The sequence below is a fragment of the Marinomonas posidonica genome (assembly GCF_043643765.1).
Classification (GTDB): Bacteria; Pseudomonadota; Gammaproteobacteria; order Pseudomonadales; family Marinomonadaceae; genus Marinomonas; species Marinomonas posidonica_A.
The window spans coordinates 78,148-93,711 of record NZ_JBHZSP010000004.1; the positions used below are offsets into that span (position 1 = coordinate 78,148).

A 15,564-nucleotide genomic window follows, 5' to 3' on the forward strand; every position below is an offset into this window, starting at 1 on the left:
CACATAGCACTTATGGTTTGATTGTCGTATTCGTCACCACTGTACCCATCAACATTATAGAAAAGATACAATCTAACCAGCCGTTTATCGGCGTTACTTTTTCTTCATTTGGCGGCCATGATACACCGCAAATCCTTTGTCTCTAAATAAACGTGTGTGGCTGCCTAATGCGGCATCTAAAATAGGCGGGTAACGTAAAAAATCATTGGCAACCACAAACAACTCACCATTCAACGTCAAATGATTTTTGACACCAATAAAAAAGCTTTCAGCCACGCTGTAATCCGTACTCACACCCGTATGAAAAGGTGGATTAGTAATCACGTAGTTAAAACGTCCCTTCACATTAGCAAGACCATTGGAAGCAATCAAAGTAAGCGCTTCACTGGCGTTATTTTCAGCAAACGTCAGCTCGGTAGCCTTAAGCGCTAAAGCACTGTCATCTAACGCTGTGACGTTGGCTTTGGTGTGACCATATAGCCACAAGCTAATAATGCCGTCGCCACAACCAAAGTCTAACAATCGAGCTTGACTCACATCACTCATGAAGCGATGCTGCTGCAATTGATTTAGCAGTATCTCGGTTCCCTTATCCAATTTACCATGACCAAATACCCCAGGTAGGCTACACAACGTCATTTCCTGACCCGCAACCGTTAATGTCCAAGACCGTATCCAATCCGCAAAAACAAACGGCTTAACTGGACGACGCTTGTAGCCGGAGAAAAGCAAACAATGTTTCGCACTGTCTACCTTACCCACTTCGTCTAAATTCGGCTCTAGGCGTTTTATAGAGGATTTTACACCGCTTTTATTATCCCCCACTAACCAAACTTGTCCGCCTTCTTTTACATGCGGCAATACCGAAGCCAATAGATAATCCAATAGCTCTTTGGCTTTGGGTTGATAAATCACCACATGATCGAATTCGACCTCATGATCGGCAGGCCATTGTTCAGAGAACAGTAAATTGTCTTCTGCGAACCCAAGCTGATGCAGCGCGTCATAACGGGTTTTAGATTGACACCAAGCGTACACAGAAGCTTGTCCTGTTAACGTTTGCGGATACGTGTCTTCGGGATTCGCAAACAAAACATTGCCAACAAGTTGGGCCTCGTTGCGAGCCAATAATTGGCTAGTTGAATTAAGATTCATAAGTAACAGAAAGCTCTTTAATAGATAAGGTGGTAACAGATTCCAGTAACGGATTTAAACTGTCCGTGATGACGTCTGGCTGTACTCTAGGATAGCGAGGTTGAGGTCGATCGTTCAGCGCTGGGTAATGCCAACCTTGTGTAAATGATAAAAAATCGTCAGCAAAATCCGTACTGTGTTCCAAGCACCCAGACAGAATCACATCGAGATAACTCAATGCAATGGGGCAGTCCGCATGAGGCGGTACCACTTGATCAGTGTAATAAATCCAATAAGTGCCTTCTGGCAAATCGGTATCCTGATACGGCGTTAGAGCCTCAGCTTGAATTTGACGACGTCGATAACCTTGCTCACGTTCATCAAATAAGGCAAATTGGTCATAGGCCACTTCGACCAGAACCCCATTACAACTTGCATGAGAGGCAAGTACAACCGCCACAGAGCTCATGCCAAACTCGGACGACATGACCGACCAATGACGCTCATAGCCCTGCAGTTTAACCGGCCAAACTTGCCCAGTCTCACCGGTTTTTGATCGACTTTCACCGTTAATTAAGCTGCCATAGCCTAAAATAAAATGTCGCTCAGATAGACTCACTCTTGTCTCCAACGCTGCATTTGCTTGAAAACACGCATAATAGCTTGGCAAGCCAAGGCATACCAGCACCAAGCTAAGACAAAACCATTAATGGGTTGTCGATTTCGTCCCGCTTTTCAGTAACAGCACTAATGGTAAGGCCGCTAATGTCACCCACATCATCAACCTAAAATCTTGTAAGTAAGCTAGCGTCGATGCTTGCTCATTAACCAAAGCGTTTAAGGTAGCTAACCCAGTTACGTGAGTAATGTCGTAAACGCCTTCTTGTTGCGCCACATGTAATCCTAGATTGAAAGGATTGATGTAATCGGCAAAGGCTGCATGATTAACCTGGATACGTTGTGCTAAGTAAGTGGTCACCACAGAAATACCAATACTGCTGCCAATGTTACGCAATAAACTGAACATGGAAGTACCTTCATTGCGATATTTAGAGTCTAGGGTTGCAAAACTGATGGTAGATAATGGAACAAAGATAAAACCTAAACCAACCCCTTGAACGATACCGGTTCGGATAATGTCCCATGCTGAAACTTGCGCGGTAAACAACGTCATTTCCCACATAGAAAACGTGATTAACAGCAAACCAAGCGTGATAAAGAATCGAGGGTCAACCTTATTAGACAAGCGTCCTACAATCATCATGGCCGCCATGGTACCAAAGCCACGAGGTGCCAAAATGCTTCCTATGTCCACTACGGGATACCCCATTAACGAGCTCATAAAGGGTGGAAGTAACGTCATCGACGCCAATAAAATCACGCCCACGATAAAAATAAACACCATGCCCACACTAAAGTTGCGATCTCGAAACATCGCCGGATCAATAAAAGGCTGACGGTGTGTAAAAATGTGCACCAAAAACATATAGCCACAAGTCAATACCAACACCCCTTCGATCATGATTTCCAAGCTGCCGAACCAATTTTGAGATTCGCCTCGATCGAGCATCATTTGCAAACTGCCAATGGTGACCCCTAGCAGCACAAAACCATAAAAATCAAAGCGACGATTTTTATCCAATGTAGACTCTTGTAGAAACCCTGCTAACCCTAACCATGCCAAGATACCAAACGGCACATTAATATAAAAAACCCAACGCCAGCTATAATACTCTGTTAATAAGCCACCCAAATAAGGTCCTAGAATGGGGCCGACCATCACACCAATTCCCCACATGGCCATGGCGGATCCATGCTTTTCTTTCGGGTAGGCGTCCAATAAAACGGACTGTGAAAGGGGCACTAAACTGGCACCGAAAACCCCTTGTAAGAGACGAAACAAGACAATTTGGTTAAGAGACTGAGCGGCACCACACAAAATGGAAGACAAAGTAAAGCCGACAATGGACCACATGAATACGCGTTTACGACCCATTTTGGCAGACAAAACGCCAGTCAAAGGCATACAGATGGCCGCCGCCACAATGTAGGACGTCAGCACCCAAGAGATTTGATCCTGAGTCGTCCCCATGGTGCCCTTCATGTAAGGCAAGGCAACATTCGCAATGGTAGTGTCTAAAGCTTGCATGATGGTGGCTAACATCACGGAAATAGTGATCATCATGCGACTGGTGTGATTGTTTTTGACAAGATCCTGTTGCACTAGCATGACTCCATTTTATAAAGTCATGCCAAGCAATTGACGATGATAAGTTGTATCTATGGTCACAGTTGAACTCAAGCCAGTACGCAGCTCGGGGATGCTTTGGCCCTGATCGAATTGAATTTTGACCGCTAAACGCTGAGCAATCTTCACCCAGTTACCCGTGGCATTCTCTGCTGGGATCACTGAAAACTCAGCCCCCGTCGCTGGGCTGATGCTTTCCACCTTGCCATGTAGCGTCGTATCTGGAAACGCATCCACTTCGATTGCGACCGTTTGACCTACCTGCACGTGAGTCAGGTCTTTTTCTGTGAAATTGGCTTCAATCCATTTTTCTTTATCCGCCACTAGCACCATCGCAGTGGCACCTTTTGTCATGTATTCACCTTGATTCGGTACTTTCGCGACCACCCCAGAAACAGGTGCACGCACTTCTACATGATTCAAATCAATACGCGACTGATTCAATGCCGCCAAGGCAGACTGATAACTAGGATGATCTTCTAGAGGCGCTGTTGGGTTTCCACCCAACGCTTCTTTTAAACGATATAAATCTTTCTTCAAGGTAGCGACTTGCAAACGACTCACCTCTGCCGCCTGCTTTGCTTGATCAAATTGAGTATCTGAGATGAATTTTTGCTTTAACAGGTTAGCTTGGCGTTGCTCTTCCCGTTGATTGAACGCATAGGTATTTTCCGCCTGTGCGATTTCAGCTTGCTTCTCCTGATAAGCTGCTTGCTGCTCTAAGATGTCTAATTTCACTTGTTGTAATTGCGCATTCGCTTTGGCTTCAGCCAACTTAAAAGGCGTTGCATCAATCACGAACAACACTTGCCCAGAATGAACGGTTTGATTTTCTTTTACTGCCACCTGTTCGATTGGGCCAGATATTTCAGTATTAATACGATTAATGTCTGACTGAACATAGGCATTATCCGTTTCCACATAGCGCCCACCCAACATGTAAGCCGTAGCTGACCCTAACACCACAAGACAGGGTACGACAAACAGTAAAATGCGACGCAACCAAGGTTTCTCTGTCGGTTTTTTTCGAATAGATTGGTCTTTTTCTTCAGTCATTATCCTAAGATCTCCACACTGTATTTTTATCGCGTTCAGTCATCGGTAAGGTTTTCATGCATTTTTGTCAGAACGTCCATCGCCACATCAATTTGCTCTGGCGTTAATCCTTGTAACGCTTTTTCACGAACTCGATTGATTTCTTTGTCTATTTCTAGCAACCAAGGTGTGGCTTTTTCAGTTAAGAACAAAGCATTAGCACGCCGATCCTTCGGATCAGCTCGACGTTCAACCAAACCATCAGATACCAACTGATCAATTAAACGAGCTAACGTTATCGGCTGAATATCCAGTAATTCCGCAAGTGTTACCTGTTTTACGCCTTCATTTCGCGATACAGATAACAAAGTGCGAGCCTGCATTAGCGTCATGACTAGATCACTTTTGCGGTATTCACGACGCATAAGGCGTAATACATCTGTAATAAGAAAGTTGATGTTTTTAGATTGCATGAAACTCACCGATTTAATATGAATTAATTATTATATATATTGCTTACTATATTCAATCATAGCCCACCAATGTATCAAATGCTTCCTTAATGACGGCTCCCCCTCCTTGTTGATTCCTTTTTTACATGGACAACTTCTGGCTTAATGTGAAAATGACATAGACAACACAAGGAGTACTTCATGAGCAAGCCCATCGTTTTAATTACTGGTGCCAGCCGTGGCATAGGCGCCGCCACAGCTAAACTAGCCGCTCAACGTGGTTATCATGTGATCATTAATTATCGAAAAGAAGCTCAGCTTGCTGAACAACTGGTCACAAAAATTCGTCAACATGGCGGACAAGCAGACGCGTTACAGGCAGATGTGAATGATGAAGCAAGTATCATTGCTCTGTTTAATCAAATTATTGAAAACTGGGGACCTGTCTGGGGGCTGGTCAACAACGCGGGGATTTTAGAAACGCAACAACGCTTCGGCGAACTTTCTTTGGAACGTTGGCAGCGAGTATTCACGACCAATGTTTTTGGCCCTATGTTGTGCAGTCAGCATGCCATCAAACAAATGCGACAACACCATTTACGGGGCAGCATAGTCAACGTGTCATCCTTAGCCTCGGTGATGGGTGCGCCAAACGAATACGTGGATTATGCAGCCAGTAAAGGAGCACTAGACACCATGAGTAAAGGTTTAGCGAAAGAATTAGCGGCAGAAGGGATCCGCATTAATACGGTTCGCCCAGGCTTTATCTATACTGAAATGCATGCCGATGGCGGCGAGGCCAATCGTGTCGATCGACTGGCCCCCAGCATTCCGATGCAACGCGGTGGACAAGCAGATGAAGTGGCAGAAGCCATTGTCTGGTTATTAAGTGAGAAAGCCAGCTATTGTACAGGGAGCTTTCTTGACGTAGCAGGAGGACGATAAACAGAACCGCTTATTTCGCCACCACACACTGAAAGGAACTGGCCAAATGTAAGTCACCCTGACGATAACGAGCATAACTAGGGTAAGGGCATAAAGGGCGCTTTAATCCCACCATTCTTGAGGTCAGTTCTGGATTATTCGCTCGTGTGGCCGCAATCACTTCCCTTGGAGGACGCTGTTGCTCCACCCAATTTACCAAGGGTTGCAACATATCAAACTGATCGGCCGATAAACCACCTTGTTGATGTGGCATCCCCGGCACCCGGTAGAAACGCACAAAGTCTGCTGCTTTGCCCGCCAAAGCGAAATCCAGAAAATCATACCAACGTACCGTGTCTTGAACAGAAAACACCGGATCGCTGTTACCATGAAATACAATCAACTTACCACCATGTTGCTTGAATTGTGTCAGTGTTGGCTTCACGGCATCAGGGGGCGTCATCAATGACACAGCGGATTCGGTAAACTCACCGTTCGTTGCAAAGATTTTGCCGGCATCACGATCAAAATCAAACGATTGTAGGAAGTCTGTTAAAGAAAAAATGTCGCCTTTTACGGCTTGATAAGGCGTACTGTATAGATTGGCTAACGCACTCGCTCCGATGACCACACTCGCCGGCATGTGCTGCCAAGCGTCTAATTTACTGGCAATTTTCCAGCCGCGCCAATTGTTCGATTGCAAACCTGTGTCATAAGGCCAGCTAGTATAAAGCGCTTGATTCTTAGCATTATGCGGACCTTGATGCATTCGAACTAGAGCACCAATTTTCGCGATAGGCAAACAGTCCCGATCAAACTCGCTCTTGCAGACCAAAGCCGTGGGTTTAAAACGTTGCTGACAAGCGTCTATCGCAAAGATCAAATCATCACTGACCCCGTCTAAGTCATCACATTGCTGGATAAGACGACGTGTAATGTATTCTAAGTCTCTCTCGCTAAAAGAGGAGCGAATGTCTGACTGAATAGATTGTAATGCTTGATAATCCCAAGGGTGTTGTAAAGCCGCTTTGGGCGCATTAAATCCAGGAGAAGCAACCAATAAGCCATCAAACATCTCTGGGAAACGGCTCGCCGCCACCATGGCAGTTCGACCACCGTTAGCTTGCCCAATGCCGTAACGATATTGCACTGATGCCCCATAATACTGTTCAGCCAGAGCCTGTGCGATGGGCATAATGTTTGCCATCGCTTGGTAGGCAAATTCTTCTCTCGCCGTCGCATCACGTCCAAACAAAAAGGGTTTCGATAAGCCGCCAGCCGCTTTTTTAAACGCGTCATTATCATGACCTTCATTTGAGCTGACAACCGCAAACCCTTGATTGATCGCATATTGATTAACGGTTAAGCCGGTGATGTTACCAACAGCAGGAGCAAGCTCACCACCAAAAGCGGTATCAAATTGGTACGCCAAACGTCCTTGCCAACCATAAGGTAAACGCAGTTCAAAACGCGTCGTATAAAAGGTGCCGTCTTTACCAATCCGTCGATTCACTACACCTTTAACCTGACAATAAGCCGTTCGAACTTGTTCTGTAGGAGCGTACATGGCGGTTTTAATTTCGAGCTTATCTGTGGCTTGCGATCTAAGTGCCTGACATTGCGTCGTATCTGCTGATGCGGGGTAACTCGTGGCAAATGCCATTAAAGCGATAGACCTGATCAAAAACCTCTTCATTTCCCCATCCTTCATTGGAATAGCAATCAACGTCGTCAGCTTGTTTAATATCGAAACAACGACTTAGGTGGTATTCAAAATACCCAATAACGTTGGAAATGGGAAGTTATCAACTAAGGGAAGGGGAAAATAAAAACGGGCTCAAATGAGCCCGTTTTCAATCAATCAAATCTAATGTGCCGATAACACCAGCAAATCTGGTGATACTTCATTAAAATCAATCGCCATCGTCACGCTCAAGGCTGTCACAGTTATGATTGAAAAGAAGAACACTTGTCGTGCCCAACCGTTTAAATCAATGTCAGCACGAAAACCTCTTAACGCCATGGCTAACCACCAAAGGCTAGTTGACAAGGCCACGACCATAAAACCAATTCCGACGTATCCCGCCAGCGGTAATAAGGCCGCCACAACAGCAAAAGCCGCTATGTGTAAGATGATATGACGCTTCGCTTTGGCAATGCCTTGTGACACGGGCAAAACCGGAATACCAGCCGCCTTGTAATCATCAAAACGAAAAATCGCAATCGCATAAGAATGTGGCATTTGCCAAATGCTGAACATAGTCAACAAAATAGCCGCACCAGCATCAAATTGGCCTGCTGCTGCACAATATCCCACTACCGGAGGAACAGCACCAGAAAGACTACCAATGAAAGTACCGTAAACAGACTTACGCTTGAAATATAAAGTATACAAGCCAACATAAACCACATAACCAAACACAGCAAAAGCCACTGCGACCCAGTTAGTGAAATACCCCAGCAAAGCAAAACCAATTACACCTAAAACTACACCGTGAAAGAAGGCGGCTTTACCTGACATTTCACCATTCACCGTCACACGATTGCGTGTACGCTTCATTTTGGCATCAATATCACGGTCGATGTAATTGTTAATGGCACAACCAGAGGCTACAACCAATGATAGTCCTATGACCGTCATGAGCATGAGCATCCAATCAATATCGCCACGAGCGGCTAAAAAGAAGCCACCCGCAACAGATATAAGGTTGCCCATAATGATGCCAGGTTTAGTGACCTGTAAATAACGCTTAAACATCTTTAGGGCTCCCTTCGCGGTTTAATTTCCGCATCATCACAATCAACTCGGCTTACATCATCATGGCGTTGGATGCGTAGATAATCCATACGGACAACGCAACAACCATGACAATGATGACAGCGGAAAAGATAAACGAATAAGTATCCAACTTGCCCTGCTCAGAGAAGTCCAAATGAAGGAAGTACTTCAAGTGAACGAAGATCTGAATAATGGCCAATACCACTACAGCGATGTAAGTTGGACCTTTATCAAACGCTTCCGTCATAACCATCCAGAATGGAATACCAGTCAAAATAACAGACCAAACAAAACCAATCACATATGACTTAACGCTACCGTGTGAATGTGCTTCAGAAGAATGATCACTCATTAGATCGCCCCCATCAGATAAACAACGGTGAATACACAAATCCAAACAACATCTAGGAAGTGCCAGAACAAGCTTAGGCAACTAATGCGAGTAATCGCACGGCCAGTCAAACCTGTTTTCGCCACTTCAATCATCAAGATCACCATCCAAATCATACCAGCAGTTACGTGTAAGCCGTGAGTACCCACTAGGGTAAAGAAGGCTGACAAGAACGCACTCGCCTGAGGACCGTGACCATTTACGATCAAGTGATGGAACTCGTAAATCTCTAGCGCGATGAAGCAAGCACCAAATAAGAAGGTTACGGCTAACCAACCTAATGTACCGGCTTTGTTTTTACGGTGCGCACTGATCATTGCGAAACCATAGGTGATACTTGAGAAAAGTAGCGCCGCGGTACCCGCAAGAATCAATTCAAGATCAAAAATATCTTTACCAGAAACCCCACCAGCTGTGTTCATAAAGAGCACAGCGTAGGTAGCAAAGATGGATGCGAACAACAAACAGTCCGTCATCAAGTATAACCAGAACCCAAATACGGTATTGCTACCAGTATCGTGGTGCTCGTCGTGGTGTGCACCCGCTTCGTGAGCATCGTGCGTATTCATTGCAGTACTCATGATTACCCCTTAGCCACGTTGTCTAGGTGCTCATTTTCGATTTGAGCAACTTCATCAGGTTGAACATAGTAGTCCACATCTGTCGTGTAAGCACGAACGATAAAAGTAACGACAGTGCCGACCAGACTTGCAATCGCTAACCACCAGATATGCCAGATCATAGCGAAACCAAACGCGGTTAATAGACCACCCATAATGATGCCAGCAGATGTGTTCTTAGGCATATGGATTGGCGCATAACTTTCTTTACGTTGGTATGCAGTACCTTTTTCTTTCATATCGGTGAATGCATCGATATCAGACACAACAGGTAGCTCAGCAAAGTTGTAGTACTGTGGCGGTGACGCAGTAGACCATTCCAGAGTATGACCGTTCCATGGATCACCTGTTGTGTCTAGGTTCTGCTTACGATCGCGGAAACTGACATACAACTGTAGGAGTTGACAAGCAATACCAGCGAAGATAACAAACGCACCTACTAGAGCAATGTACAACCAAATGTTCCAATCAGGGTTATCTGTGTGGTTCAGACGACGAGTCATTCCCAAGAAGCCCAATACGTATAGAGGCATAAAGGCTAAGAAGAAGCCAACCAACCAGCACCAGAATGCCGCTTTGCCTAATTTCACGTTCAAATGGAAGCCCATCGCTTTCGGGAACCAGAAGGCAAAGCCCGCTAGGTAACCAAACACCGCACCACCAATGATGGTGTTGTGGAAGTGAGCAATCAAGAACAAGCTGTTGTGCAATACGTAGTCAGCACCAGGAACCGCGAGAAGAACCCCTGTCATACCACCAATCGTGAAGGTAACCATGAAACCTAATGTCCAAAGCACAGGAACCGTCATGCGAAGACGACCACGGTACATAGTGAACAACCAGTTAAACAATTTCACGCCCGTTGGTACGGCAATGATCATGGTCATGATACCGAAGAAGGCATTCACGTTGGCACTTGAACCCATGGTAAAGAAGTGGTGCAACCATACGATGAAACCAAGAATGGAGATCGATGCCGTTGCCCAAACCATGGACTTGTAACCAAACAGACGCTTACCTGTAAAGGTAGAGACGATTTCCGAGAAGATACCAAACGCTGGTAATACTAGGATGTACACCTCAGGGTGACCCCATGCCCAGAACAGGTTGATATACATCATCGAGTTACCACCACCATCATTCGTGAAGAAATGGAAGTCTAGGTAACGGTCTAGCGTTAGCATGGCTAACACGGCTGTCAAAATTGGGAACGAAGCCGCGATCAAAATGTTGGCCCAAGTACAGGTCCAAGTAAAGATCGGCATGTCCATCAATTTCATACCAGGAGCACGCATTTTGAACACAGTGGCTAAGAAGTTAACCGCTGTCAAAGTCGTACCAATACCGGATATCTGCAATGCCCATATGTAGTAATCAACCCCCACACCCGGACTGTACTCCAATCCAGCGAGAGGCGGATAAGCCACCCAACCTGTCTTAGCAAATTCACCAAGACCAAGAGAGATGTTTACCAAGATCGCACCTGATGCTGCCAACCAAAAACTTAAGTTGTTCAAGAATGGGAAAGCAACGTCACGAGCACCGATCTGTAATGGCACAACAATGTTCATCAAACCAATCATAAACGGCATCGCCATAAAGATGATCATGATCACACCGTGGGCAGTAAAGATCTGGTCATAGTGATGCGGTGGCAGATAACCTGGGTCACCGTTGGTTGCTAGCGCAAGCTGCAAACGCATCATAATGGCATCGGCAAAACCACGCATTAACATGATCAAAGCCAGTACTATGTACATGATACCAAGCTTCTTATGGTCAACAGAGGTCAACCAATCGCGCCACAGAACGCCCAACAAATTATTTTTTAGAACCAGGAATGCGACCAAACAAGCCACTACCGCAACCACACACAAAGTGGTGATGACAATAGGGTCATGTGGAATTGCATCCATGGAGAGTTTGCCTAAGAAACCAGACATTATTGATCAGCCTCCGTATGCATATCATGAGATGAGTGTTCAGACTCGTCATGATTCATATCACTGTGGTTCATTTCTTCGTGATTCATCTCACCATGATCCATGTGACCATGACTTGAGTTATCGTGAATCATTTTGGAATCAAAAACAGTTCCTTTAAGCAACTCAACTTTGCCGTGATCTTTCATGAACTTCATAACATTGTCCATAAAAACACTGGATTTGATTGAATTGTAGTATTGAACTGGAGTCGGCTCGTGATGATGAGCATCTAGATCGTGTTCAGCAAGTTTCTCATAAGATGCTTGATCTAATATGCCATTATTAATTGATCCGGCAATTGACTCGGCTTTCACACCTTCAACCCAAGCGTTAAAGTCCGCTTCAGTTTCTGTGGCAATGGCCTTGAACTTCATGCCAGTGAAACCACCACCACTGTAATTCGAAGAGATACCGTCATATGTGCCTGGCTCATTCGCGATCAAGTGCAGCTTCGTCACCATACCTGCCATTGAGTAAATCTGACTACCCAATTGCGGAATGAAGAATGAGTTCATAGTACCTTCAGACGAAATCTGGAAAGCGACAGGAACATTTGCTGGGAATCTAAGCTCGTTCACAGATGCAATTCCAAGATCTGGATAGATGAATAACCACTTCCAGTTCATTGAAACAACTTGAACGTTGATATGCTCTTTCTCATGTTCTAGAGGCTTATAAGGATCTAGAGCGTGAGTAGACTTCCAAGTAATCACGCCAAGAACGATGACGATGACGATTGGAATGGCCCAAACAATAGTTTCAATTTTAGTGGAGTGTGACCACTTAGGTTCGTAAATTTCATCGCGGCCTTCACGGTATTTCCAAGCGAAATACAATGTCATGAAGATCACAGGAATTACTACAAGTAGCATTAACAGAGTAGCAACAATAATTAGTTGCTTCTCTTCAATACCAACCTGCCCTTTTGGATCGAGCACACCACCCTGACAACCGGCGAGCAAGCCCACCATTAGCGCCAAAGCGACTTTACTTAGGATACGAGTTAACAAGAGAATCATCCTCTAACCCCGAGGTTCACAAAACTGCTACTTGACCATCAAGTAACAGAACGAAAATCCGGCATAGCCGGGTATTTCAGTAAAGATCACCACACTGAAAACAGCATAAGAATCATTACTAGGCTAAAGTTAATTAACGCAGCAACAGTTCTTTTGGATCACCTAAATCTGAAAAAGGTACTCAACATTCGTTTCGTGAATCGAGCCACAACTCGATTAACTGCTTTCCCACAAAGCAATCACGAAGATAGCGAATGGCCATATTTGGCGAGTAAAGGTTGATATCGGTCATAGCGGACCCACATCTAACCAGTAATACTATAGTCAACTTGCACAAAAAGAGAGCGTCATTTCTGTCAATTTTGTGACGTGCCTCAGATACAAAAAATCATTTAAAACCTTATATTTACTAAGCTTTTAAAGGTATGACACGCCATACAACTGGCTCAATCTAATTATCCAACTTCTATGTCATCATGCTCTTAATGACAGCGTTTACAACACTGAGCACGAATTACGGTGTGCGGAATATACCAAAAACCAAGCAATCACACAAAGTCTAGTTTAGCCTTTGTTGTGGCTTGCTTCACCGAATTTTTACAAAATCCACATTCTCATCCAACACGGAATAAGACCATCTTCGTCAACATTCGTCTGTCTTTTCAAACATAGCGATCAATACAGAGCGCATAGTGAGCAAAAGGTGTTTCATGGTCGATTCGTCAACACCACTAAAGCCCAAAACAAATCCTACCTTCGCCTTGTTTGCCTGCTGATAATGTAAAGACAAGGGCGACAGACTAATCGCCTGTTGCTTTAAACGCTCCGCAACAACGCAGTCGAGAGCTTGTCGACTATCGTGAGAACGGCTTAGCTCGGCTTTAAACTCAATCATCACATGCATGCCGCCGGTTGGCTTCTTCCACTCAAACCAAGCCGACAAATACTCAGACAAATATGCTAAAAGCATATCTCTTTTGAGCCGGTAATGACGACGCATTCGATTTAAATGTCGGTTAAAGTTGCCCTGGATCAAAAAATCTGCAACAACCGGTTGCATTGGCAAGGAAGCTGACATACCGATTTTAGTTTGGGCATGTTCCAGTAATGTGACATGAGCCATCGGGGCGACAATAAACCCTAACCTAAGCCCTCGAAACAAAACTTTCGAAAAACTGCCCACAAAAAACACCTTATTCTTCGAAGCTTCATGAGCTTGTGCACTTTGCATAAAGGGCACTTCCATTCGCCCTTGATAAACAAATTCGTTATCGTAATCATCTTCAATCACCCACCAAGGAGAAGATGTTTCTTGTAACGTTTTCAGCCACTTTTGGCGACGTTGTGAGCTAATCGATGTACCAAGTGGATATTGACGATTTGGCGTCAAGATAGCGATATTTTCTCCCTGACTTGGCTCGGGAAAACACGGACCTTCCTGATCAATTTTAATAGATTGCATGTTTGACGTTTGCCCAACTGCTTGCCTAATCGGTGGATAGGTTGGTTCCTCTAACCACCAATTGATCGCTTTCTCGTCCTTCGATGACAAAGCATGCTGCAAGAGCTGTAAAGAATCTCGATTACCTGCCGTGATCAGGATTTGCTCCGCTTGACATTCCAATCCTCGAACACGGTATAAATAGTCCACCAATGCCGCCTTGAGGGCGGGATAACCCGTAAGATACCCACCTTGCATCACTTGATAATCCGGTTTTAGCCAGCTTCGACGCATACTGGCAGCCCATTCTTTACTGGGAAAGACCTCAACATCAACGCCAGCATCAAAGCCCATGTATTGACTCTGTGGAGAAGACACAGACACTTTCGAGCCAGACGGTGAATACATAGCGTCTATTGAATCTGCATTTAGAGCAGCTTTTCTCTCAGCTCGATAAGCCATTTGTGGCGCCACAAAGACCCCGCGTTTGAATTCACTGACCAAAATGCCTTCTGCTATTAATTGGTCGTACGCTCTTGATGTGGTGCTTCTGGACACCCCTAGGGACGTCGCCAATAGTCTTGAAGACGGCAGCTTGTCACCAACAGTCAATTCGCCAGACGCAATGCCTTGCTGAATCTGATCCATCAGTTGCTGGTAATAGGGGCCACCCTGTTCCTCTATGGCTATACGTAAACTGGCAATAGCGTACTTCATTTGATATCTGGCCTGCTTTTTTATTTGTATTCTGGCTATTTTTATAAAAGCCAGACTTTACTAAAGTCTCATATATCAACAGGCAATACACAAGTCGCTGTCAGCAGAATATTCAGGAGAACATCAAATGAGTCAGGCATTGGAAACCCCTTTGAGCAAAGTAAAAAGAGGGCCGAATCGCGCCTCTTATGACAAACAACAAGCCCTCGATATTATTGATGGCGCACTCATGTGTCATGTGGGGCAAACCAAGGATGGCCAAGTTTTTGTTACACCAACTTGTCACTGGCGTGAAGGGGATTACTTCTATTGGCACGCTCATTCTAAAGCTCGCAACGTTAAAGGTCCCATCGATGACCCCGAAAAAGTTTGCATTAACGTCAGTCTATTGGATGGCTTAGTCATGGCAAGATCGGCCATGCATCACTCTGTAAACTACCGCTCTGTCACGTTATTTGGCGTACCGGAACGGGTTGAAGATAACGACGAAAAGGTACGTCAGTTCAAACTCTTCTTGGACAAAGTCAGCCCAGGCCGTTGGGAAACACTGCGCCCAGTGAATGAAACTGAAATTAAAGCCACCGGGGTGGTGCGCATCAAAATCGAAGAGGCCTCCGTTAAATTCCGTGCTGAGCCACCAATTGACGCACCTGAAGATTATAACTGGCCTGTTTGGGCAGGGGTTATTCCTTTGGAACGATCTTGGGGGACTCCGCAAACAGACCCTGTTCAACAACAAATTTTTGCCCCAGCTAAACCACCCGAAGCCTTTTAATTGGCTTTATGAAACATGTTATCTGGCTATAAAAAAAGCACGCG

The 15,564-nt window shown here is 45.0% G+C and carries 14 protein-coding genes; 2 read left to right on the plus strand and 12 right to left on the minus strand.

The window, feature by feature from the left end; translation table 11 throughout:
• Positions 1–93: 93 nt before the first annotated feature.
• From ACHUFM_RS05845 to ACHUFM_RS05865, 5 genes are all read right to left on the minus strand, one after another.
• Positions 94–1,155, minus strand: coding sequence for a methyltransferase (locus ACHUFM_RS05845; RefSeq protein ID WP_394180477.1), 1,062 nt, complete (start codon positions 1,153–1,155; stop codon positions 94–96).
• Positions 1,145–1,753 (minus strand): gamma-glutamylcyclotransferase family protein, encoded by a 609-nt coding sequence (locus tag ACHUFM_RS05850; protein ID WP_394180479.1) that lies wholly within the window; start codon positions 1,751–1,753, stop codon positions 1,145–1,147. Before ACHUFM_RS05850 ends, ACHUFM_RS05845 begins: the two co-directional genes overlap by 11 nt.
• A gap of 87 nt (positions 1,754–1,840) precedes the next feature.
• Positions 1,841–3,358: a DHA2 family efflux MFS transporter permease subunit gene (locus ACHUFM_RS05855; protein ID WP_394180481.1), complete on the minus strand. Its 1,518-nt coding sequence runs from the start codon at positions 3,356–3,358 to the stop codon at positions 1,841–1,843.
• 15 nt (positions 3,359–3,373) lie between these two features.
• Positions 3,374–4,438, minus strand: a complete 1,065-nt coding sequence (locus tag ACHUFM_RS05860; RefSeq protein ID WP_394180483.1) for an HlyD family secretion protein — start codon at positions 4,436–4,438, stop codon at positions 3,374–3,376.
• 35 nt (positions 4,439–4,473) lie between these two features.
• Entirely contained in the window at positions 4,474–4,890 is a 417-nt protein-coding gene (locus ACHUFM_RS05865) for a MarR family winged helix-turn-helix transcriptional regulator (RefSeq protein ID WP_394180485.1), read from the minus strand.
• Between the two features lie 180 nt (positions 4,891–5,070).
• On the opposite strand from ACHUFM_RS05865, the gene ACHUFM_RS05870 reads away from it, so the two are divergent.
• Positions 5,071–5,814, plus strand: coding sequence for an SDR family oxidoreductase (locus ACHUFM_RS05870; RefSeq protein WP_394180487.1), 744 nt, complete (start codon positions 5,071–5,073; stop codon positions 5,812–5,814).
• A 10-nt stretch (positions 5,815–5,824) separates the two neighbouring features.
• Here ACHUFM_RS05870 and ACHUFM_RS05875 read toward each other — a convergent pair whose 3' ends face one another.
• The 7 genes from ACHUFM_RS05875 to pdxR all read right to left on the minus strand — a co-directional run bounded on the left by ACHUFM_RS05875 (position 5,825) and on the right by pdxR (position 14,745).
• A complete protein-coding gene (locus ACHUFM_RS05875) occupies positions 5,825–7,477 on the minus strand; it encodes a tannase/feruloyl esterase family alpha/beta hydrolase (protein WP_394180489.1) in 1,653 nt (550 codons plus the stop codon).
• Positions 7,478–7,660: 183 nt separating this feature from the next.
• The gene (cyoE, locus tag ACHUFM_RS05880) at positions 7,661–8,551 is read right to left on the minus strand and encodes a heme o synthase (protein WP_063332274.1); all 891 of its coding nucleotides are present in this window, start codon (positions 8,549–8,551) and stop codon (positions 7,661–7,663) included.
• Positions 8,552–8,603: 52 nt separating this feature from the next.
• On the minus strand, positions 8,604–8,924 hold the full coding sequence (gene cyoD, locus ACHUFM_RS05885) for a cytochrome o ubiquinol oxidase subunit IV (protein WP_063332275.1): 321 nt from the start codon (positions 8,922–8,924) through the stop codon (positions 8,604–8,606).
• On the minus strand, positions 8,924–9,544 hold the full coding sequence (cyoC, locus tag ACHUFM_RS05890) for a cytochrome o ubiquinol oxidase subunit III (RefSeq protein ID WP_063332276.1): 621 nt from the start codon (positions 9,542–9,544) through the stop codon (positions 8,924–8,926). The genes cyoD and cyoC overlap by 1 nt, the downstream gene beginning before the upstream one ends.
• Positions 9,545–9,546: 2 nt before the next feature.
• The gene (cyoB, locus tag ACHUFM_RS05895) at positions 9,547–11,526 is read right to left on the minus strand and encodes a cytochrome o ubiquinol oxidase subunit I (RefSeq protein WP_394180492.1); all 1,980 of its coding nucleotides are present in this window, start codon (positions 11,524–11,526) and stop codon (positions 9,547–9,549) included.
• Positions 11,526–12,587, minus strand: coding sequence for a ubiquinol oxidase subunit II (gene cyoA, locus ACHUFM_RS05900; protein ID WP_394180494.1), 1,062 nt, complete (start codon positions 12,585–12,587; stop codon positions 11,526–11,528). The genes cyoB and cyoA overlap by 1 nt, the downstream gene beginning before the upstream one ends.
• Before the next feature lie 643 nt (positions 12,588–13,230).
• Entirely contained in the window at positions 13,231–14,745 is a 1,515-nt protein-coding gene (gene pdxR, locus ACHUFM_RS05905) for a MocR-like pyridoxine biosynthesis transcription factor PdxR (protein ID WP_394180496.1), read from the minus strand.
• A 127-nt stretch (positions 14,746–14,872) separates the two neighbouring features.
• Here pdxR and ACHUFM_RS05910 point away from each other — a divergent pair, with 127 nt between their 5' ends.
• Complete coding sequence (locus ACHUFM_RS05910) at positions 14,873–15,520, plus strand: pyridoxamine 5'-phosphate oxidase family protein (protein ID WP_394180498.1); 648 nt, start codon at positions 14,873–14,875, stop codon at positions 15,518–15,520.
• The last annotated feature ends 44 nt before the right edge of the window (positions 15,521–15,564 follow it).